The 19,113-nt window shown below is 62.5% G+C and carries 20 protein-coding genes and 1 tRNA gene; 15 read left to right on the forward strand and 6 right to left on the reverse strand.

The features are described 5' to 3' along the window. Window positions 1-163 precede the first annotated feature (163 nt). Together A9971_RS09715 and A9971_RS09720 are read left to right on the forward strand one after the other, a co-directional pair. Entirely contained in the window at window positions 164-835 is a 672-nt protein-coding gene (locus tag A9971_RS09715) for a response regulator (protein ID WP_011059781.1), read from the forward strand. After that, the gene (locus A9971_RS09720) at window positions 828-2,213 is read left to right on the forward strand and encodes a sensor histidine kinase (protein ID WP_011059782.1); all 1,386 of its coding nucleotides are present in this window, start codon (window positions 828-830) and stop codon (window positions 2,211-2,213) included. The genes A9971_RS09715 and A9971_RS09720 overlap by 8 nt, the downstream gene beginning before the upstream one ends. A 7-nt stretch (window positions 2,214-2,220) precedes the next feature. Here A9971_RS09720 and A9971_RS09725 read toward each other — a convergent pair whose 3' ends face one another. Both A9971_RS09725 and A9971_RS09730 read right to left on the reverse strand, forming a co-directional pair. After that, on the reverse strand, window positions 2,221-3,042 hold the full coding sequence (locus tag A9971_RS09725) for an HDOD domain-containing protein (RefSeq protein WP_011059783.1): 822 nt from the start codon (window positions 3,040-3,042) through the stop codon (window positions 2,221-2,223). A gap of 37 nt (window positions 3,043-3,079) precedes the next feature. Then, window positions 3,080-4,021, reverse strand: a complete 942-nt coding sequence (locus A9971_RS09730; protein ID WP_183000536.1) for a folate-binding protein YgfZ — start codon at window positions 4,019-4,021, stop codon at window positions 3,080-3,082. A 149-nt stretch (window positions 4,022-4,170) separates the two neighbouring features. Between A9971_RS09730 and A9971_RS09735 the strand changes: the two genes are divergently transcribed. Then, window positions 4,171-4,425, forward strand: coding sequence for a succinate dehydrogenase assembly factor 2 (locus A9971_RS09735; RefSeq protein WP_011059785.1), 255 nt, complete (start codon window positions 4,171-4,173; stop codon window positions 4,423-4,425). Continuing rightward, the gene (locus A9971_RS09740) at window positions 4,409-4,861 is read left to right on the forward strand and encodes a protein YgfX (RefSeq protein ID WP_015634517.1); all 453 of its coding nucleotides are present in this window, start codon (window positions 4,409-4,411) and stop codon (window positions 4,859-4,861) included. The genes A9971_RS09735 and A9971_RS09740 overlap by 17 nt, the downstream gene beginning before the upstream one ends. Here the strand turns inward: A9971_RS09740 and nadB are convergent. Beyond that, on the reverse strand, window positions 4,830-6,446 hold the full coding sequence (nadB, locus tag A9971_RS09745) for an L-aspartate oxidase (protein WP_072451051.1): 1,617 nt from the start codon (window positions 6,444-6,446) through the stop codon (window positions 4,830-4,832). The two genes, A9971_RS09740 and nadB, sit on opposite strands and share 32 nt — an antisense overlap. 558 nt (window positions 6,447-7,004) lie before the next feature. On the opposite strand from nadB, the gene rpoE reads away from it, so the two are divergent. From rpoE to A9971_RS09765, 4 genes are all read left to right on the forward strand, one after another. Then, the gene (rpoE, locus tag A9971_RS09750) at window positions 7,005-7,586 is read left to right on the forward strand and encodes an RNA polymerase sigma factor RpoE (protein ID WP_007930230.1); all 582 of its coding nucleotides are present in this window, start codon (window positions 7,005-7,007) and stop codon (window positions 7,584-7,586) included. A gap of 31 nt (window positions 7,587-7,617) precedes the next feature. Beyond that, the gene (locus A9971_RS09755; protein ID WP_011059788.1) at window positions 7,618-8,205 is read left to right on the forward strand and encodes a sigma-E factor negative regulatory protein; all 588 of its coding nucleotides are present in this window, start codon (window positions 7,618-7,620) and stop codon (window positions 8,203-8,205) included. A gap of 8 nt (window positions 8,206-8,213) precedes the next feature. Then, window positions 8,214-9,170, forward strand: coding sequence for a MucB/RseB C-terminal domain-containing protein (locus A9971_RS09760; RefSeq protein WP_041116484.1), 957 nt, complete (start codon window positions 8,214-8,216; stop codon window positions 9,168-9,170). A 224-nt stretch (window positions 9,171-9,394) separates the two neighbouring features. After that, a complete protein-coding gene (locus A9971_RS09765; protein WP_011059790.1) occupies window positions 9,395-10,825 on the forward strand; it encodes a DegQ family serine endoprotease in 1,431 nt (476 codons plus the stop codon). Window positions 10,826-10,900: 75 nt separating this feature from the next. Here A9971_RS09765 and A9971_RS09770 read toward each other — a convergent pair whose 3' ends face one another. Beyond that, on the reverse strand, window positions 10,901-12,334 hold the full coding sequence (locus tag A9971_RS09770; protein ID WP_011059791.1) for a M48 family metalloprotease: 1,434 nt from the start codon (window positions 12,332-12,334) through the stop codon (window positions 10,901-10,903). A 232-nt stretch (window positions 12,335-12,566) separates the two neighbouring features. Between A9971_RS09770 and A9971_RS09775 the strand changes: the two genes are divergently transcribed. Both A9971_RS09775 and A9971_RS09780 read left to right on the forward strand, forming a co-directional pair. Next, window positions 12,567-12,806, forward strand: coding sequence for a sulfurtransferase TusA family protein (locus A9971_RS09775; RefSeq protein ID WP_011059792.1), 240 nt, complete (start codon window positions 12,567-12,569; stop codon window positions 12,804-12,806). Between the two features lie 40 nt (window positions 12,807-12,846). After that, window positions 12,847-13,917 carry an AI-2E family transporter gene (locus A9971_RS09780; RefSeq protein WP_047284335.1) on the forward strand — a complete coding sequence of 357 codons (1,071 nt, stop codon included), beginning with the start codon at window positions 12,847-12,849 and terminating at the stop codon, window positions 13,915-13,917. A gap of 36 nt (window positions 13,918-13,953) precedes the next feature. Here the strand turns inward: A9971_RS09780 and A9971_RS09785 are convergent, their stop codons facing one another. Both A9971_RS09785 and A9971_RS09790 read right to left on the reverse strand, forming a co-directional pair. Then, entirely contained in the window at window positions 13,954-14,427 is a 474-nt protein-coding gene (locus A9971_RS09785) for a peroxiredoxin (protein ID WP_011059794.1), read from the reverse strand. Between the two features lie 9 nt (window positions 14,428-14,436). Beyond that, on the reverse strand, window positions 14,437-14,997 hold the full coding sequence (locus A9971_RS09790; protein WP_011059795.1) for a glycine cleavage system protein R: 561 nt from the start codon (window positions 14,995-14,997) through the stop codon (window positions 14,437-14,439). Window positions 14,998-15,322: 325 nt separating this feature from the next. Here A9971_RS09790 and dapA point away from each other — a divergent pair, with 325 nt between their 5' ends. The 5 genes from dapA to A9971_RS09815 all read left to right on the forward strand — a co-directional run bounded on the left by dapA (window position 15,323) and on the right by A9971_RS09815 (window position 19,013). Then, the gene (gene dapA / locus A9971_RS09795) at window positions 15,323-16,201 is read left to right on the forward strand and encodes a 4-hydroxy-tetrahydrodipicolinate synthase (protein WP_011059796.1); all 879 of its coding nucleotides are present in this window, start codon (window positions 15,323-15,325) and stop codon (window positions 16,199-16,201) included. 17 nt (window positions 16,202-16,218) lie between these two features. Then, window positions 16,219-17,334, forward strand: a complete 1,116-nt coding sequence (gene bamC / locus A9971_RS09800; RefSeq protein ID WP_011059797.1) for an outer membrane protein assembly factor BamC — start codon at window positions 16,219-16,221, stop codon at window positions 17,332-17,334. A gap of 4 nt (window positions 17,335-17,338) precedes the next feature. Next, complete coding sequence (locus tag A9971_RS09805; RefSeq protein ID WP_011059798.1) at window positions 17,339-18,097, forward strand: MBL fold metallo-hydrolase; 759 nt, start codon at window positions 17,339-17,341, stop codon at window positions 18,095-18,097. 28 nt (window positions 18,098-18,125) lie between these two features. Next, a complete protein-coding gene (purC, locus tag A9971_RS09810) occupies window positions 18,126-18,839 on the forward strand; it encodes a phosphoribosylaminoimidazolesuccinocarboxamide synthase (RefSeq protein ID WP_058433542.1) in 714 nt (237 codons plus the stop codon). A gap of 84 nt (window positions 18,840-18,923) precedes the next feature. After that, a tRNA-Ser gene (locus tag A9971_RS09815) sits at window positions 18,924-19,013 on the forward strand. Window positions 19,014-19,113 lie beyond the last annotated feature (100 nt).

Below are 19,113 nucleotides of genomic sequence, written 5' to 3' on the forward strand. Positions count from 1 at the left end.
GGCCAGGGCAGTCGAGACTGTCCGTGGCGGGACTCTAAAGGGCCAACCTTTCGCTAACCTTTCAGTGCACTTTCGTGGCTTTCGGGCTTCACAGCGGCGGTTGCGGCGGTACACTCCGCGCCAAAGAGCGGCGTCGATCCCCCCTGAAACGAGGTAAACAGCCATGCGAGTCCTGCTCGTGGAAGACCACCTGCAACTGGCCGAAAGTATCGCCCAGGCGCTCAAGAGCACCGGCCTGACCGTGGATGTGCTGCACGATGGGGTGGCGGCCGACCTGGCCCTGGGCAGCGAGGAATACGCCGTGGCGATCCTTGATGTCGGCCTGCCGCGCATGGATGGTTTCGAAGTGCTGGCGCGCCTGCGGGCCCGCGGCAAGAACCTGCCGGTGCTGATGCTGACCGCCCGCAGTGACGTCAAGGACCGGGTCCACGGCCTGAACCTGGGGGCCGACGATTACCTGGCCAAGCCCTTCGAGCTGACCGAGCTGGAGGCCCGGGTCAAGGCCCTGTTGCGCCGCAGCGTGCTGGGGGGCGAGCGCCAGCAGCGTTGCGGAGTGCTGGCCTATGACCTGGACACCCGGCGTTTCACCCTGGGCGAGGAGTTGCTGACCCTGACTTCCCGCGAACAGGCGGTGCTCGAAGCCTTGATCGCCCGCCCCGGCCGGGTCATGAGCAAGGAGCAACTGGCCTCCCAGGTGTTCGGCCTGGACGAAGAGGCCAGCCCCGACGCCATCGAGATCTACGTGCACCGCCTGCGCAAGAAGCTCGACGGCCATGCGGTCGCCATCGTCACCTTCCGCGGCCTGGGCTACCTGCTGGAAAGCCGCGATGCATAAGCCCAGCAGCCTGCGCTGGCGCTTGCTGTGGAACCTCGCACTGCTGCTGGTGGTGCTGATGCTGGCCAGCGGCCTGAGCGCCTACTGGAACGGCCGTGAGGCCGCCGATACCGCCTATGACCGGACCTTGCTGGCTTCGGCGCGAACCATCGCCGCCGGCTTGTCCCAGCGCGATGGCAGCCTGAGTGCCAACGTGCCCTATGTGGCCCTGGACACCTTTGCCTACGACAGCGCCGGGCGCATCTACTACCAGGTCAACGACATCCATCAGACACTGATTTCCGGTTATGAGAACCTGCCCGGGCCGCCGCCCGGCACGCCGCGAACCGATGATTACCCGGCCCTGGCGCGCTTCTACGACGCCCGCTACCAGGGCCAGAACGTACGGGTGGTGAGCCTGCTCAAGGCGGTCAGCGAGCCGAACATGAACGGCATGGCGGAAATCCGCGTGGCGGAGACCGACGAGGCGCGGGTGGCCATGGCCCGCAGCCTGATGGCTGATACCCTGCTGCGCCTGGGCATGCTGGCCATCGGCGCCCTGGTGCTGGTGTGGTTTGCGGTGAGTGCGGCCTTGCGCCCCCTGGAACGCCTGCGCGGGGCGGTGGAAGAGCGCCAGCCGGACGACCTGCGGCCGCTGCCCCTGGTCTCGGTGCAGCGCGAACTGTGGCCGCTGGTACGCGCCTTGAACCATTTCACCGAGCGCCTGCGCGGGCAGTTCGAGCGCCAGGCGCAGTTCATCGCCGAGGCCGCCCATGAGTTGCGCACCCCGCTGGCTGCGCTCAAGGCCCGCCTGGAACTGGGCTTGCGCGCGAGTGAGCCGGATACCTGGCGCGCCACTCTGGAAAGTGCGGCCCAGGGCACCGACCGCCTGACCCACCTGGCCAATCAGTTGCTGTCCCTGGCCCGGGTGGAAAACGGCGCCCGGGCGATCGCCGAGGGCGGGGCGCAGTTGCTCGATCTCAGCCAACTGGCCCGGGAACTGGGCATGGCCATGGCGCCTCTGGCCCATGCCCGGGGCGTGGCCCTGGCCCTGGAGGCCGACGAACCGGTGTGGCTCAGAGGCGAACCGACCCTGCTCAATGAACTGCTCAGCAACCTGGTGGACAACGCCCTGGCCCATACTCCGCCGGGTGGCAATGTGGTGCTGCGGGTGTCACCGCCCGGGGTGCTGGAGGTGGAGGACGATGGGCCGGGCATTCCCCTGGAAGACCGTGACCGGGTCTTCGAGCGCTTCTACCGGCGCAATCAGCAGGGTGCGGGTTCGGGCCTGGGGCTGGCGATCGTCGGTGAGATCTGTCGCGCGCACCTGGCACAGATCAGCCTGCACGATGGCGAGCCGTCGGGGTTGAAGGTGCGGGTGAGCTTTACAGCCGGCTAGGGGATGCTCAATAGAGCATGGAGCGGGATTCTTCCAGGTCCAGGCACATGGCCTTGTTGTCCGGGTCTATCCCCAGCTTCTTGAAGGCCGGCACGCTGAAGGCGTCGATCCGCGACAGCGGGTGCTCGGTGTCCTTGTGGCAGTACAGGGTCGCCACCTGGACCAGGTCGACGTAGTCGATCCGGCTCGACTGGCGGCTGAAGTCCAGGTATTGCCCGGGGATCTCCACCAGTTGCTCGGGGAACTCCCAGACCCGCAGCAGCTTGTCTCCCAGCAACGGGTGGATGCGCTCGATCACGTGATTGAGGCTGACCGGGTCGGAGAGCAGTTCGTAGTGGTCTTCGGCGTAGGTAAGAATCGGCAGCACGCCAATCTGGTGCACCAGGCCGCCCAGGGCCGCCTGGTCCGGCTTGAGCTGGCTGTAGCTGCGGCACAGCGCATAACTGACCCCGGCCACCTCCAGGCTGCGGCGCCAGACATCGCGCATTTTCTGTTCCACCACTTCGGAGCGGGCGTTGAAGATCTGCTCCATCACCAGGCCGATGGCCAGGTTGCTGCTGTAGTTGACCCCCAGGCGGGTGATTGCCGTGTGCAGGTCGGTGACTTCCTGGGCCGCCCTTAGCAAGGGGCTGTTGACCACCTTGATCAGCCGCGCCGACAGCGCGGTATCGCGGCCTATCACCTTGCTCAGGGTACTGACGCTGATTTCCGGGTCTTCGGCGGCCTGGCGAATCTGCAGGGCCACCTCCGGCAGGGTTGGCAGAACCAGGTCATCGTTGCCGATGGCCTCCAGCAAATCCTGTTGGACCTTTTGCGCCAGCTCAGTCATGTAAGTTCTCTAGGGTGTTGCAAGAAAAGGCAGGCAATCAGCGCTGGATCTCGCGGTCGCGATCCAGCTGGTACGGCAGGTCCAGCAGTTGCAGGGTTGGCCCTTCGAGTGTTTCCAGGTGCAGTTCGCCCCCTTCCACCGCTTCGGCCTGCAGCACGGCCAGCAGTTCCACGCCCTGCTGCGCCCGGGCGGCCAGGACCACTTCGCCAATGGCGCTGTTGTGGCTGGGAGCGAACAGCGCAGTGCCTGGAACGGGGAGGGCGTCGCCAGGCAGGGCAAGGCGGTACAGGCGACGCTTGAGCTTGCCCAGGTACTGCATGCGGGCGACGATTTCCTGGCCGGTGTAGCAGCCTTTCTTGAAGCTGACGCCGCCAACGGCCTGCAGGTTGAGCATCTGTGGAATGAACAGTTCACGGGTCTCGGGCATGACTTGGCCGAGGCCGGCGCGGACTTGCCCCAGCAGCCACTGGTTCAGCTCGCCCTCGGGCAGTTGCGCGGCCAGTTGCTGGCACAGGCTGGCGGCGCGCTCGGCCGGCACCCAGAGTTCGGCGCGCTGGCTGGATACGCGCAAGGCGATCAGGCCATCGGCGCGGGCCACGGAGCCGTCTTCCTCGGGCAGCTCAAGGCCCAGACCGCTCAGGGCGACCTGGGCATCGGCCAGGCCGAAACGCGCCCAACTGGCGCTTTCGTCGGCAAGCTTGGCCTTGGAGAACACCGCGTACTTCTTCAGGTCCGCCAGTTGCGGCTCGATCAGCTCGCGGGCCATGGCCAGTAGGCAGCCGTCGCCTTCCAGAAGGATGCGGAAGCTCGATTGCATGCGGCCTTTCTGATTGCAGCGGGCGCCGAGGCTGGACTGGCTGTCACTGAGGTAATTGAGGTTGCAGGTCAACTGACCCTGAAGGAATTTGCTGGCGTCAGGCCCGCGGACAGCGAGCACGCCTTCGTGGGATAGGGGGCAGAAAAAAGCGGAGTCAGCCATGGTTCATCGCAGGGTAAAAAGTCTGGAGCACATCATAAGGGGGCGCCCCTGAAATGGATAGTTCACAAAGGATGGGTGGCCACCGACCAAAGCCGACTGTTCTCGTCTCCCCCGGGCTGTATACTTGCGCTCTATTTGAGGAGCGCTCCATGGTTGAAGATGTTGAACTGAATCGCCTCTACTGGCACAGCCGCCGCGGCATGCTTGAGCTGGACGTATTGCTGGTGCCGTTCGTCAGGGAGGTGTACCCGCATCTCAATGAGACCGACCGCGAGTGCTATCGCAAGCTGCTGGAGTGCGAGGATCAGGACATGTTTGGCTGGTTCATGGAGCGCAGCGAGTCCGAGGACCCCGAGCTGCAGCGCATGGTCCGCATGATTCTGGACCGTGTCCAACCCAAGTAGGTTGTTCGAATGCCGCTGGCGTGCCTCACGGCAACTGCTGGCGGCCTACCTGCTGGCCCAGGCGTTCGCCCTGGGCGCGTTTTTCCTGCTGGATCTTCCGTCTGTCGCCAGGCTCGTGGGGCTAGGGTTGTGCCTGCTGCACGCCGGCTGGGTGTTGCCGCGGCAGATTCTCTTGAGCCATCCACGGGCCTTCACCGGGTTGCGCCATTCGCCCGAAGGCTGGCAGCTGTGGAGTCGATCCGAGGGGTGGCAGGCCGTGCAGTTGCGCCCCGACAGCCTGGCGCTGCCATTGATCGTGGTGCTGCGTTTTCGGCTGCGGGGGGAGCGCTGGGTGCGCTCCCTCTGTGTACCGCGGGACGCGCAGGCCGCCGACCAGCATCGGCGCCTGCGGCTGCGGCTCAAGTTCAGCCGGCGTAGGTGGGCGGCACCAGAATAGTGTCCCGGGCCTCGGGCAGCATCTGCGGGTAGTCCAGGGTGTAGTGCAGGCCGCGGCTCTCCTTGCGCTCCATGGCCGAGAGAATCATCAGCTCGGCCACCTGGGCCAGGTTGCGCAGCTCGATCAGGTCACGGCTGACCTTGTAGTTGCTGTAGAACTCGTCGATCTCGTCCAGCAGCAGGCGCACCCGGTGCTGGGCCCGCTGCAGGCGCTTGTTGGTACGCACTATGCCTACGTAGTCCCACATGAACCGCCGCAACTCGTCCCAGTTGTGCGCAATGATCACGTCTTCATCGGAATCGGTGACCTGGCTGGCATCCCAGGCGGGCAGGGCGATGGGGATCGACACCTGGGGCAGTTGCCGAAGGATGTCGGCCGCCGCCGAACGGGCGTAGACGAAGCACTCCAGCAACGAGTTGCTGGCCATCCGGTTGGCGCCGTGCAGGCCGGTGAAGCTGGTTTCGCCAATGGCGTACAGGCCCGGCACGTCGGTGCGGCCCTGTTGGTCCACCATCACCCCGCCGCAGGTGTAGTGCGCGGCCGGCACCACCGGGATCGGCTGCCGGGTGATATCGATGGAAAACTCCAGGCAACGCTCGTAAACGGTGGGGAAGTGGCTCTTGATGAAGGCTTCCGGCTTGTGGCTGATGTCCAGGTACACGCAGTCGATGCCCAGGCGCTTCATTTCATGGTCGATGGCCCGAGCCACGATGTCCCGTGGTGCCAGCTCGGCCCGAGGGTCGAAGCGCGGCATGAAGCGTTCGCCGTTGGGCAGCTTGAGGTGGGCGCCTTCGCCACGCAGGGCTTCGGTAATCAGGAAGCTCTTGGCCAATGGGTGATACAGGCAGGTGGGGTGGAACTGGTTGAATTCCAGGTTGGCCACCCGGCAGCCCGAGCGCCAGGCCATGGCGATACCGTCGCCGCAGGCACTGTCGGGGTTGCTGGTATAGAGGTAGACCTTGGCTGCGCCGCCGGAGGCGAGGATCACGAAGCGTGCGCCAAAGGTGTCGACCTGGCCGGTGCTGCGGTTGAGCACGTAGGCTCCCAGGCAGCGGTCGCCTTCCAGCCCCAGGCGTTTTTCGGTGATCAGGTCGACGGCGACCCGTTGTTCCAGCAATTCGATATTGGGGTGTTGCCGAGCCTGGGCCAGCAGGGTCTTGAAGATGGCCGCACCGGTGGCGTCCGCCGCGTGGATGATCCGCCGGTGGCTGTGGCCGCCCTCGCGGGTCAGGTGGAATTCGAAGCTGTTGTCGTCGCTGCTGGAGTCTTCGTCGCGGGTAAAGGGCACGCCCTGGTCGATCAGCCACTGGATGGCCTCGCGGCTGTGTTCAACGGTAAAGCGCACCGCATCCTCGTGGCACAGGCCGCCGCCGGCATTGAGGGTGTCATCGACGTGGGATTCTACGGTGTCGGTATCATCCAGCACGGCCGCGACGCCGCCCTGGGCCCTGAATGTCGAGCCGTTGGCGAGGTCGCCTTTGCTCAAGACGGCAATACGCAGGTGGCTGGGCAGGGTCAGGGCCAGGCTCAAGCCGGCGGCACCGCTGCCAATCACCAGAACATCGTGTTGAAACTGTTGGCTCATTTGAAGGATTCCGCTCAAAGCGACCCGGGAAGGGGTTGGCGCAAGACGCCTGAATCGGCAAGTCAAAGCAGCCACACAGCCCACTAGTATATAGAGGGGGGGATCGGCACAATAGTCGCGCCTTCATGGCATTGTGCGACTTCACCGAGCAAAAGCGTTGCTCTCGGTCAGTCCGATATTCGGAGCATTCCAGCCTCTGGAGCGGCTGATCGAAGACATAGGGCGGTTTTTCTTGCCACCGTTACACAATCTTCGTCTGGCGCAGCTATAAAGATTGGGAACTTTTGCCAAGGCCCCAAACTCAATAGAAGGTTGCCTGAAAGAAGGGACAGCGTCGGTTATATCCAAGGTTTACAGTGTGTCCCTTGTGACAGAATTCGACGACAGGATTATTCGCGCAGCCGGCCTCGCCCGTGCTGCGTTTTTCGTGCGTGCCGGATCAGAGCCCGCAGGAAACTTGCTTGGAGGGGGAGAACTTTTGCGAAAAGCCCGAGTCTATGTTTGCAAGCCTGATCGTTTAGTGATGCAAGCCTCCTCCGAGCTTATCGAGGAGTGTTCATGCTAACCCAGGAAGAGGATCAGCAGCTGGTCGAACGCGTTCAGCGTGGCGACAAGCGAGCGTTCGATCTGCTCGTGCTGAAGTACCAGCACAAAATTCTCGGGTTGATCGTGCGTTTCGTGCACGACACCCATGAAGCCCAGGATGTTGCACAAGAAGCTTTTATCAAGGCTTACCGTGCGCTAGGTAATTTTCGGGGTGACAGCGCGTTTTACACGTGGCTGTACCGTATCGCCATCAACACGGCGAAAAACTATCTGGTTTCACGCGGCCGCAGGCCGCCGGATAGCGATGTAAGTTCTGAGGATGCGGAGTTCTATGACGGCGATCATGGCCTGAAGGATCTCGAATCGCCGGAGCGTGCGTTGCTGCGGGATGAGATCGAGGGCACCGTCCATCGAACCATCCAGCAACTGCCTGAAGATTTGCGTACGGCCTTAACTTTACGTGAATTCGATGGTCTGAGTTACGAGGACATTGCCAGCGTCATGCAGTGTCCGGTGGGTACCGTGCGCTCCCGGATTTTCCGCGCTCGGGAAGCCATCGATAAAGCCCTGCAGCCGTTGTTGCAGGAAACCTGAGACAGCGGCGACAGCCAAGAGAGGAACCGCCATGAGTCGTGAAGCCCTGCAGGAATCGCTGTCCGCGGTGATGGATAACGAAGCGGACGAACTGGAATTGCGTCGGGTATTGAATGCCGTCGACGAAGTGGAAACCCGTGAGACCTGGGCCCGTTATCAAATCGCCCGGGCAGCCATGCACAAGGAGTTGCTGCTTCCGCGTCTGGACATCGCCGCTGCCGTTTCTGCAGCTCTGGCTGATGAGGCCGTGCCGGCCAAAGCCTCCCGCGGACCTTGGCGCAGCCTGGGCCGTCTGGCAGTAGCTGCCTCGGTGACCGTGGCCGTGCTGGCGGGTGTTCGCCTGTACAACCAGGACGAGATCGCAGGTGTCGAGCTGGCGCAGCAAACCGGCCAGCCCACCCTGGCGACTCCACAAGTCAAAGGGCCGGCAGTACTGGCCGGCTACAATGAAAGCTCGGAAGCTACTGGCCCCATGGCCAATGGCGTACTGCAAGGGCAGCCAGGCTGGCACGATCAGCGTCTGCCGAGCTACTTGCGCCAGCATGCCCAGCAAGCTGCACTCAAAGGCACTGAAAGCGCTCTGCCTTACGCCCGTGCGGCAAGTCTGGAAAACCGCTAAGGAGGATCATGCGCGCCATACCTCTATTAACGCTTCTGCTCAGTGGCTGGTTTGTGGTTCCAGCCCATGCCGACGAAGCCCAGGACTGGTTGCAGCGTCTTGGGCAAGCGGAACAGCAGCAAAGCTTTCAGGGCACTTTCGTTTACGAGCGCAACGGTAGTTTTTCTACCCATAACATCTGGCATCGTGTCCAGGATGGAAAGGTCCGTGAGCGGTTGATCCAGCTCGATGGGTCCGCTCAAGAGGTGGTGCGTGTCGATGGTCGTACCCAGTGCGTCAGTGGCGAGTTGGTGGCAGGGCTCGGGGATTCCCCGGACGGTGCTGCCCGAGCCCTGGACCCGCAAAAACTCAAGAATTGGTACAACCTTGCTGTCATCGGCAAGTCGCGCGTGGCCGGTCGCCAGGCGGTGATCGTCTCGGTCACGCCCAAGGACCAGCATCGCTATGGTTTCGAGCTGCACCTGGATCGTGAGACCGGGCTGCCGCTCAAGTCCCTGTTGCTCAACGACAAGGGGCAGTTGCTGGAGCGCTTCCAGTTCACTCGCCTGGATACTGCGGATGTGCCTGACGACGTCGAGTTGCGTCCCAGCGCTGGCTGCAAGCCGGTGTCTCTGGACAGCGACAAGGCCTCGGCGGTCAAGACTGTGCAAACCTGGCATTCCGACTGGCTGCCTCCGGGCTTCGAATTGACCAGCAGCAGTGCCCGCAAGGATCCGGAAACCAAATCCATGGTCAACAGCCTGCTGTATGACGATGGTCTTGCGCGCTTTTCGGTGTTTCTCGAGCCGCTCAACGGCGCGACGGTCACCGATACCCGCACTCAGCTCGGACCTACGGTGGCTGTATCACGCCGCCTGACTACCCCCGATGGCGAGATGATGGTCACGGTGGTCGGGGAGATCCCCATTGGTACTGCTGAACGTATTGCGCTGTCGATGCGTTCCGATGCCACTGCCAAGCAATGAGCCTTTGTTGGTTGTGTAAGAGGTCAGTGATGCCCGCTCCACAATTGAGAAGATGAAATGTTTGGTCAGCAATTTCATTTGCAAAATTCCCAGAGTTTTTCTATAGGTCAGAACCCCCTCGGTTCTGACCTTATTTGTCGTTCCTGGAACAAAGATGCCGCCCCTGCAGTTTCGGTATTTGCTGTTCCATATCGCTTAACCACGCTCGTCGTAACGGGAGCCGTATGTCGATACCACGCTTGAAGTCCTACTTCACCATTCTTGCCACCGTGCTGGTGCTTGGGCAGGCCGTTTCTGCCCAGGCGGCCGAGCTGCCTGATTTCACCCAACTGGTCGAGCAGGCCTCGCCTGCGGTGGTGAACATCAGTACCACGCAGAAACTGCCGGACCGCCGGGTTTCCAATTCGGCGCAGATGCCCGATCTCGAAGGCCTGCCGCCAATGCTGCGCGAGTTCTTCGAACGGGGCATGCCCCAGCCACGCTCTCCGCGCGGGGATCGTCAGCGCGAAGCGCAGTCGCTGGGTTCCGGGTTCATCATCTCCGCGGACGGTTACATCCTCACCAACAACCACGTGATCGCCGATGCGGACGAAATTCTTGTGCGTCTGGCCGATCGCAGTGAGCTGAAAGCCAAGCTGATCGGTACCGACCCACGCTCCGATGTAGCACTGCTGAAAATCGATGGCAAAGACCTGCCGGTGCTGAAACTGGGTAAATCCCAGGACCTCAAGGCCGGCCAGTGGGTGGTGGCCATCGGCTCGCCGTTCGGCTTCGACCATACCGTGACCCAGGGTATCGTCAGTGCCATCGGTCGCAGCCTGCCGAACGAAAACTACGTGCCGTTCATCCAGACCGACGTGCCGATCAACCCGGGCAACTCCGGTGGCCCGCTGTTCAACCTGGCCGGTGAAGTGGTGGGGATCAACTCGCAGATCTACACCCGCTCCGGTGGTTTCATGGGCGTGTCTTTCGCCATCCCGATCGATGTGGCGATGGACGTTTCCAACCAGCTGAAAACCGGTGGCAAAGTCAGCCGTGGCTGGCTTGGCGTGGTAATCCAGGAGGTCAACAAGGACCTGGCTGAATCCTTCGGCCTGGAGAAACCGGCCGGCGCGCTGGTTGCACAGATCCAGGATGATGGCCCGGCGGCCAAGGGCGGCCTGCAAGTGGGTGACGTGATCCTCAGCCTCAATGGCCAGCCCATCGTCATGTCGGCCGACCTGCCGCACCTGGTAGGCGCGCTGAAGGCCGGGGCCAAGGCCAACCTGGAAGTGATCCGCGACGGCAAGCGCAAGAATGTCGAGCTGACCGTCGGCGCTATTCCTGAAGAAGACAAAGACCTGAGCATGCTGCCCAAGTCGGGTGTCGAGCGCAGCAGCAACCGTCTGGGTGTAGCGGTGGTCGAGCTCAACGATGAGCAGAAGAAAGCCTTCGACCTCAAGGGCGGGGTAGTCATCAAGGAAGTCCAGGACGGTCCTGCGGCGCTGATCGGCTTGCAGCCGGGCGACGTGATCACTCACCTGAACAATCAGGCGATCACTTCGGCGAAGGAGTTCACTGAAATCGCCAAGGCATTGCCGAAGAACCGCTCGGTGTCCATGCGGGTACTGCGTCAGGGGCGAGCCAGCTTCATCACCTTCAAGCTGGCCGAGTAATTCGCCAGCCTCTGAGGTTGCCCAATAAAAAGCCCGCCTCGTAAGAGGCGGGCTTTTTTGTGGCTTGCGTCAATGTCAGCGCATCATGTCCTTGACCATCTGTTCCTGGTCCATCATCTCGCGCTGACGAGCGTCGATCCTCGACGACAGGGGGAAGTTGCTGCCGGCCCGGCGTTTGGCGAAGTCCAACTGCTGGATGGCCTGGCGATAGTCGCCCACCAGGGCGAAGTACTCGGCTCGGGCCTGGTGCAGGCCGATGATATTGCCCGACAGGCCGCGGGTTTCCGCCACCAGGTACCAGACATCCGGGTCGTCCGGGCGGCTTTTCAGCAGGCCTTCCAGGGCCTTTTCGGCATCGGCCGGGCGGTTCTGCTTGAGCAGCAGGTCCACGCGGATCTGGTTCAAGGGGTAATTGCCCGGGTACAGGTTGAGCATCCTTTCGACCCGAGTCTGCGCGTCCGGCAGGCGGCTGTTGGCCATGTCCAGTTCGATCTGAGCCAGGTTGTAGGTCACGTCGTTGGGCGACTTGGCCAGCAGCGGCTTGAGGTTTTCCCGTGCTTCGTTCCACTGGCTGCCCTTGATCTGGGCGATGGCGAGGCCGTAGCGAGCGATGTCGTTCTTCGGGTTCTCATCGAGCTGCGCGCGAAAGCGCTTGGCGGCCAGCCCTGGCGATTCCTCATAGGTCAGTTGCACCCGGGCGCGGATCAACTGGTAGCGAAGGCTGTCTTCGGTGCCGCCTTGCCTGGCCTGTTCAGCGCGGTTGCGGGTGTCGGCGATCCGCGATTCGGTCACCGGGTGAGTCAGGAGAAATTCCGGCGGCTTGGCATCGAAGCGGTACTGGCGCATCAGGCGTTCGAACATGGTGGGCATCGAGCGCGGGTCGTAGCCGGCCTTTTCCAGGTTGAGGATGCCGATGCGGTCGGCTTCCTGCTCGTTCTGCCGGGAGAAGCGCCGCTGTTCCTGGATGGCTGCGGCCTGGGTGCCGGCGATGGTGGCGATCCCCGCGTCCCCGGCGCCAGCGGCGGCAATCACGATCCCGGCCAGCAGGGCGGCCATCATCGGCACCTGCATGCGCTGCTGGGCTTCGACCCCCCGGGCGAAGTGGCGCTGGGAAAGGTGCGCCAGTTCGTGTGCCAGCACCGAGGCGTATTCGCCTTCGGTCTGGGCATTGAGGAACAGCCCGCCATTGACCCCGATGATTCCCCCGGGAGCGGCGAAGGCGTTGAGCTGCGGGCTGTTGATCAGGATGAACTCCAGGCGCCGGTCGTTGACCTGGCTGGTTTCCACCAGTTTGTAGACGCTGGTTTCGACATAGTCCTTGAGTTGCGGGTCGTTGAGCTGCGAAACCTGGCTGCGCAGCAACGCCAGCCAGGCACGGCCCAGTTGGTATTCCTGTTGCGGAGAGACAATGGCTGAACTGGCATCACCAAGTGACGGCAGGTCGTCGGCGAAGCCCGGTGAGGCGAGCAGGCAAGCGAGCGTCAGCAGGGTAGGGCGCAATACATTCATGCACAAAGCCTTAATCGACAAAGGCTCTACTGTAGCTGGACACCTGGCCGGGGACCAGACAAAGCCAGTGAAAACTCTGAGGATAAAAAGTGCTTTTGGGTAAATTCCGGCGTCTACCTGATCGTGGCTCCGGCAGCGCGCGGCAGTGCTCTGGTGTCGGGCTTCTTTATTGCCGGTGGGCCTGGCTTGCAGGGTATTCTAGACGCCTTGAATTGATGATCGGAGTAACCCAATGACCGATGTTGTCGCCCATGATGCCGAGCTGGACGCCAGCGGCCTGAACTGCCCGCTGCCGCTGCTCAAGGCCAAGATGGAACTCAATCGCCTGGCCAGTGGCGCGGTACTCAAGGTCATTGCCACCGATGCCGGCTCCCAGCGTGACTTCCGCACTTTCGCCCGCCTGGCCGGTCATACCCTGCTGCGTGAAGAGGATGAGGCCGGGGTGTATCGCTACTGGTTGAAAAAGGCCTGAGCGCAGTCTGCCCTTGAGGGCCTTCATCTAAGGAACATCGATGTTCAAAGTGCTACGTGACTGGATTCAGCGCTACTTCTCGGATGAAGAGGCGGTGGTGCTGGCCGTTCTGCTGTTTCTGGCCTTCACTGCCGTCCTGACCCTGGGCGGCATGCTCGCGCCGGTGCTGGCGGGGATGGTCCTGGCCTACCTGATGCAGGGGCTGGTGGTGAGCCTGGAGCGGCTGCGCCTGCCTGGCGGGGCGGCCGTGGGGCTGGTGTTCGCGCTGTTCATGGGGCTGCTGCTGGTGTTCATCCTGGTGGTGGTGCCGTTGCTCTGGCATCAGTTGATCACCCTGTTCAACGAGCTGCCGGGCATGCTCGCCAAGTGGCAGTCGCTGTTGCTGCTGTTGCCCGAGCGCTACCCGCATCTTGTGTCCGACGAGCAGGTGCTGCAGGCCATCGAAGTGGCCAGGGGCGAGATCGGCAAGTTCGGCCAGTGGGCGCTGACCTTCTCCCTGTCCAGCCTGCCCTTGCTGGTGAACATCATGATCTACCTGGTACTGGTGCCGATCCTGGTGTTCTTCTTCCTCAAGGATCGGGCGATGATCAGCCGCTGGGTGATCAGCTATCTGCCCCGCGAACGTACGCTGATTACTCGCGTGGCCCATGAAATGAACCGGCAGATCGCCAACTACATTCGCGGCAAGGTCATCGAGATCGTCATCTGTGGCGGGGTGACCTACATCGCCTTCGTCGCCCTGGGCCTGAATTATGCGGCCCTGCTGGCTCTGCTGGTGGGGATCTCGGTGGTGGTGCCCTATGTCGGCGCCGTGGTGGTAACGGTACCGGTGGCGCTGATTGCGCTGTTCCAGTGGGGCTGGAGCGATCAGTTCATCTACCTGATGGCGGTCTACGGGATCATCCAGACCCTGGATGGCAACGTGCTGGTGCCGCTGCTGTTCTCCGGCGCGGTGAACCTGCACCCGGTGGCGATCATCTGTGCGGTGCTGCTGTTTGGCGGGCTGTGGGGGTTCTGGGGGATATTCTTTGCGATTCCCCTGGCGACCCTGTTCAAGGCGGTGCTGGATGCCTGGCCCAGGAAGGACCCGGTGGTGGCACCTCTCCTCTAGATAAACGGGGCGGCTGATACAGCCGCCCCGGTCATTTCAGGCCTTGTTCAGGGCCTGGGCCGCGGCCAGTACGGCGTCGACGTGCCCGGGTACCTTCACCCCGCGCCATTCCTGGCGCAACACACCGTCCTTGTCGATCAGGAAGGTGCTGCGGTCCACGCCCAGGTATTCCTTGCCATAGAGCTTCTTCAACTTGATCACGTCGAACAGCTGGCAGACGGCTTCGTCCTTGTCGCTGATCAGCTCGAAGGGGAACTCCTGCTTGCACTTGAAGTTCTCGTGGGACTTCAGGCTGTCGCGGGAAACGCCGAAGACTTCGGTGTTGGCAGCCTGGAAGGCGGCGTATTGATCGCGAAAGCCCTGGCCTTCGGTGGTGCAGCCCGGGGTGCTGTCCTTGGGATAGAAGTAGATCACCACTTGCTTGCCCTTGAGGTCGGACAGGCTGACGGTCTGCCCGCTGGTGGCGGGGGCCTGGAAATCGGCAATAGGTTGATCGATAGCAACGGCCATGGGGCTTCCTTACATAGGGTTCTGTGGGCGCCAGGGTTCGATCAGCGCGTCGAGGTTCATGGCATCGGCAAAGTCCAGGAACTGGTCGCGCAGCCAACTGATCTGAGTGCCGGCGGGCAGGGTCACGGTAAAGGTGGCATTGAGCATGGTGCCGCCGGTCTGTGGAGCCTGGTAGGTATCGCAGGTGAGGTTTTCCAGCTCGACCTGATGGTCGATGAAGAACTGGCACAGCTCATTGACGATGTCCGAGCGGTACGCGGCGCTGACGTAGGCTACATAAGGCAGGGCCTGGGGGCGGCTTTCCAGGGCGGCGCTGCGCACCACGTTGACCGTGAAGGCATGCTTCTTGGCCAGGAACGGCAGGCTGCTTTCCAGGCGCGCCAGGGCGTCCCAGCTGCCGGAAATCTCCAGAACCAGCGCGCTGCACTCGCCATGCCGGGTCAGGCGCGACGTCACCACGGCGCAGCGGTTTTCATGGCTGGCGCGGCACAGGACGTTGGTCAGCTCCATGGGGTTGGCGCCGAGGGCACTGATGACAAGGAATTGTTCGCGAACTGTGGGGGTGGACATGCAGCATTCCTAAAGCGATGAGCGGTCGGTACTTTTTGACAAGCCAGTACCGGGCAAGCGTCGCCGGCGGAACTTCAAGGCCTCGGACCACAAGCCGGCGACTGGCCCCGAAACGCTCGGAACACAGGCTGGCAACGCGGAATGGGGCTTTGCAGATCCAACAGGCAGGCGATAACCCGGTCTACACGCTTATCAGTAGCGATCAAAGCCTGAAGGGTAGCGAAAACCATCGCTCAGGGGAATGCTCATGGCGCGGGACTTCGCTTGTGCAAGGAACTTGGCGCCAGTACCATTACCGCTCTCTTTTTCCGGCAGGAGCGGTTGCATGATTGCGGGCAGTATGGTGGCACTGGTCACACCCATGGATGCACAGGGAAATCTCGACTGGGACAGCCTGAGCAAACTGGTGGACTTCCACCTGCAAGAGGGCACCAACGCCATCGTGGCGGTCGGCACCACAGGTGAGTCGGCCACCCTGGATGTGAACGAGCACATCGAAGTGATTCGTCGGGTGGTCACCCAGGTTGCAGGGCGCATTCCGGTGATCGCCGGTACCGGCGCCAACTCGACGCGCGAAGCGATCGAGCTGACCACCAATGCGAAGATCGCCGGCGCCGATGCGTGCCTGCTGGTGACCCCGTACTACAACAAGCCGACCCAGGAAGGCCTGTACCAGCATTTCCGCGCCATTGCCGAGGCCGTGGACATCCCGCAGATCCTCTACAACGTTCCGGGCCGCACCGCATGCGACATGCAGGCCGAGACCGTGATCCGCCTGTCCAGCGTGAAGAACATCATCGGCATCAAGGAAGCCACCGGCGACCTGCAGCGCGCCAAGGCCATCCTGGCCGGCGTGCCCGGCGATTTCCTGGTGTACTCCGGCGATGACGCCACCGCAGTCGAGCTGATCCTGCTGGGCGGCAAGGGCAATATCTCGGTGACCGCCAACGTCGCGCCACGGGCCATGAGCCAGATGTGCGCCGCGGCCATGGCCGGCGATGCTGCCAAGGCCCGGGAGATCCACGAGACCCTGATGCCGCTGAACAAGACTCTGTTCATCGAATCCAACCCTATTCCCGTGAAATGGGCCCTGCACGAAATGGGCTTGATGCCGGACGGTATCCGTCTGCCGCTCACCTGGCTCAGTGCCGCCTGTCACGAACCGCTGCGGCAGGCCATGCGCCAGTCCGGCGTCTTGGTTTAATTGAGGAAGTACAACGCATGAAGCGAATGGCCGGACTTTCCGCACTTGCCTTGATTATCTCCAGCACCAGTGGCTGCGGTTGGATCTGGGGCCCGGAAGGCTACTTCCGTGACCGGGGTAGCGATTACCTGCAAGCGCAACAAACAGCACCGATGCAATTGCCGCCGGATGTACAGACCGCCAAGCGTCTGGACCCTCTGCTGCCGATTCCGCGCAACGTGGCCGACGACAACGTCAAGGGCGAGTACGAAGTGCCTCGTCCACAGCCGCTGTCGGCCATTGCCGATGCCAGCGACTACACCCTGCAAAAGAGCGGCGATTCGCGTTGGGTCATGGCTCAGCATCCACCGGCCGAAGTCTGGCCAGTGGCGGTGCAGTTCTTCCAGGACAACGGTTTCCGCCTGGATCAGCAGCGCCCGCAAACCGGTGAGTTCACCACCGGCTGGCAGCGTTCCGACGAGCTTTCCGCTGCCGTGGCCAAGCGCCTGAGCAGTGCCGGCGTCGCCGCCGACAGCGAAACCCGTGTGCGGGTACGCATCGAGCCAGGCGTGCAGCGCAACACCAGTGAAGTCTACGTGGTCAGTGCCGAGCGTCCCGCCGGCAGCACTGCCGACGTGGAGTTCACCAACCGTTCGGTCAACACCGGCCTGGACGCAGCGCTGGTGGACGACATGCTGGCAAGCATGAGCCGCACCTCCGAGAAGGGCGGTTCGGTGTCTCTGCTGGCGGCCCGCGATTTCGATACCCCGAGCCGAGTCAGCCTCAGCGAGGATGGCAGCGGCAACCCGGTACTGAACCTGGGCGCCGACCTCGATCGCGCCTGGTCCAGTGTTGGCCGTGCCCTGGAACAGGGCGAATGGCGGGTTGAGGACATCAACCGCAGCCTGGGCCTGTACTACATCAACCTGGCGGAAAAAGCCGAGAAGAAAGACGACGAGCCGGGCTTCTTCGGCAAGTTGTTCGGCAGCAAGCCGGCCAAGGAAGAGATCGAAGCCCGTGCCGAGCGCTATCAGGTTCGCCTGAGCAAGGTAGGCGAGAACGTCCAGGTCACCGTCGAGAAGAACATCAACACCGTGGCGCCGGCCGATGTGGCACGCAAAGTGTTGGGCGTGATTCAGGACAACCTGGGCTGATCCGATGCGTTTTGCCGTTCTCGGCAGTGGTAGCCAAGGGAATGGCACGCTGATCGTCAGTGCCGACACCTGCGTTCTGGTGGATTGTGGTTTCTCCCTGCGGGAAACCGAGCGGCGCCTGCTGCGTCTGGGAGTCGATCCCGCGCAGTTGAGCGCCATCCTGGTAACCCACGAACATGCCGACCACGTGCATGGCGTGGGTTTGCTGTCTCGGCGCTACAATCTACCGGTCTACCTCAGCCAGGGCACCTTGCGCGGGATGCGCAAACCGGTGGAGGTCGCGGGTTTTGTCCGCGGTGGCGAGTCGCTGCAGATCGGCGCCTTGCGCATCGACGTGATTGCCGTGGCCCACGACGCCCAGGAACCTACGCAATTTGTCTTCAGTGATGGCCAGCGGCGCTTCGGCCTGCTGACCGACCTCGGCTCCTACTGCGCCGGGGTGCTGGACGGCTACCGTGGCCTGGATGCCTTGATGATCGAGGCCAACCATTGCCGGGATCGGCTGGCACGGGGTTATTACCCGTACTTTCTCAAGCAGCGGGTTGGCGGCGACCTGGGACATTTGAACAACCATCAGGCCGCAAGCCTGGTGGCCGAATTGGGATGGCAGGACCTGCAGCACCTGGTCCTGGCTCATCTGAGCAGCAAGAACAACCTGCCGCAGCTGGCCCGGCAATGTTTTGTCGACACCCTCGGGTGCGACCCGGACTGGCTGCAACTGGCCGATCAAGATTCAGGGCTCGACTGGCGCCACATCGCCTAGCCCACCTACTTAGCAAGCGGAGCCCATCATGGAAAAACGTGAAGAACTCTACCGCGGCAAAGCCAAATCGGTTTACAAGACCGACGACGCCGACCGCTTGATCCTGCTGTTTCGCAACGACACCTCGGCGTTCGACGGCAAGCGCATCGAGCAGCTGGACCGCAAGGGGATGGTGAACAACAAGTTCAACGCCTTCATCATGCAGAAACTCGAAGCCGCCGGCGTGCCGACCCAGTTCGACAAGCTGCTGGGCGACAACGAATGCCTGGTGAAGAAGCTCGACATGATTCCGGTGGAGTGCGTGGTGCGCAACTACGCCGCCGGCAGCCTGGTCAAGCGCCTGGGCGTGGAAGAGGGCATGAAGCTCAACCCTTACACCTTCGAGCTGTTCCTCAAGGACGACGCCAAGGGCGACCCGTTCATCAACGAATCCCATGTGGTGGCATTCGGCTGGGGCACCGTCGAGCAACTGGCACGCATGAAAGAGCTGTCGCTCAAGGTCAACGAAGTCCTGAGCAAGCTGTTCGATGACGCTGGTCTGCTGCTGGTGGACTTCAAGCTGGAGTTCGGCGTGTTCAGCGACGGCTCCATCGTCCTGGGCGACGAGTTCAGCCCGGACGGTTGCCGTCTGTGGGACAAGGACACCAAGAAGAAGATGGACAAGGACCGCTTCCGCCAGGGCCTGGGCGATGTGATCGAAGCCTACGAAGAAGTGGCCCAGCGCCTCGGCGTACCGCTGTAATCGACGCAAGCATCTGATAGCACGGAAAAAATTTGCTCGGGGGGCTTCGCTTCGAGCAAAGGTGCTGTTATGATGCGCGCCGTTGGAGAGATGCCAGAGTGGCCGAATGGGACGGATTCGAAATCCGTTGTACCTTCACCGGTACCTAGGGTTCGAATCCCTATCTCTCCGCCATACAAATGAAAGCCCCGGAAATCATCGATTTCCGGGGCTTTTTTGTTGCTCGCAATCGGCCGCCCCGGGCCGTGCGCCCCCCTCGTTTTCCAGCAACGCC

This window comes from Pseudomonas sp. UME65, assembly GCF_014170225.1.
In the GTDB taxonomy this organism is placed as follows: Bacteria; Pseudomonadota; Gammaproteobacteria; order Pseudomonadales; family Pseudomonadaceae; genus Aquipseudomonas; species Aquipseudomonas protegens.

Bases quoted from the DNA above. Each gene is read 5' to 3' on its own strand.
- A9971_RS09715 (WP_011059781.1), top strand. From the start codon at position 164: ATGCGAGTCCTGCTCGTGGAAGACCACCTGCAACTGGCCGAAAGTATC.
- A9971_RS09720 (WP_011059782.1), top strand. From the start codon at position 828: ATGCATAAGCCCAGCAGCCTGCGCTGGCGCTTGCTGTGGAACCTCGCA.
- A9971_RS09725 (WP_011059783.1), bottom strand. From the start codon at position 3,042: ATGACTGAGCTGGCGCAAAAGGTCCAACAGGATTTGCTGGAGGCCATC.
- A9971_RS09730 (WP_183000536.1), bottom strand. From the start codon at position 4,021: ATGGCTGACTCCGCTTTTTTCTGCCCCCTATCCCACGAAGGCGTGCTC.
- A9971_RS09735 (WP_011059785.1), top strand. From the start codon at position 4,171: ATGGTTGAAGATGTTGAACTGAATCGCCTCTACTGGCACAGCCGCCGC.
- nadB (WP_072451051.1), bottom strand. From the start codon at position 6,446: ATGAGCCAACAGTTTCAACACGATGTTCTGGTGATTGGCAGCGGTGCC.
- rpoE (WP_007930230.1), top strand. From the start codon at position 7,005: ATGCTAACCCAGGAAGAGGATCAGCAGCTGGTCGAACGCGTTCAGCGT.
- A9971_RS09755 (WP_011059788.1), top strand. From the start codon at position 7,618: ATGAGTCGTGAAGCCCTGCAGGAATCGCTGTCCGCGGTGATGGATAAC.
- A9971_RS09760 (WP_041116484.1), top strand. From the start codon at position 8,214: ATGCGCGCCATACCTCTATTAACGCTTCTGCTCAGTGGCTGGTTTGTG.
- A9971_RS09765 (WP_011059790.1), top strand. From the start codon at position 9,395: ATGTCGATACCACGCTTGAAGTCCTACTTCACCATTCTTGCCACCGTG.
- A9971_RS09770 (WP_011059791.1), bottom strand. From the start codon at position 12,334: ATGAATGTATTGCGCCCTACCCTGCTGACGCTCGCTTGCCTGCTCGCC.
- A9971_RS09775 (WP_011059792.1), top strand. From the start codon at position 12,567: ATGACCGATGTTGTCGCCCATGATGCCGAGCTGGACGCCAGCGGCCTG.
- A9971_RS09780 (WP_047284335.1), top strand. From the start codon at position 12,847: ATGTTCAAAGTGCTACGTGACTGGATTCAGCGCTACTTCTCGGATGAA.
- A9971_RS09785 (WP_011059794.1), bottom strand. From the start codon at position 14,427: ATGGCCGTTGCTATCGATCAACCTATTGCCGATTTCCAGGCCCCCGCC.
- A9971_RS09790 (WP_011059795.1), bottom strand. From the start codon at position 14,997: ATGTCCACCCCCACAGTTCGCGAACAATTCCTTGTCATCAGTGCCCTC.
- dapA (WP_011059796.1), top strand. From the start codon at position 15,323: ATGATTGCGGGCAGTATGGTGGCACTGGTCACACCCATGGATGCACAG.
- bamC (WP_011059797.1), top strand. From the start codon at position 16,219: ATGAAGCGAATGGCCGGACTTTCCGCACTTGCCTTGATTATCTCCAGC.
- A9971_RS09805 (WP_011059798.1), top strand. From the start codon at position 17,339: ATGCGTTTTGCCGTTCTCGGCAGTGGTAGCCAAGGGAATGGCACGCTG.
- purC (WP_058433542.1), top strand. From the start codon at position 18,126: ATGGAAAAACGTGAAGAACTCTACCGCGGCAAAGCCAAATCGGTTTAC.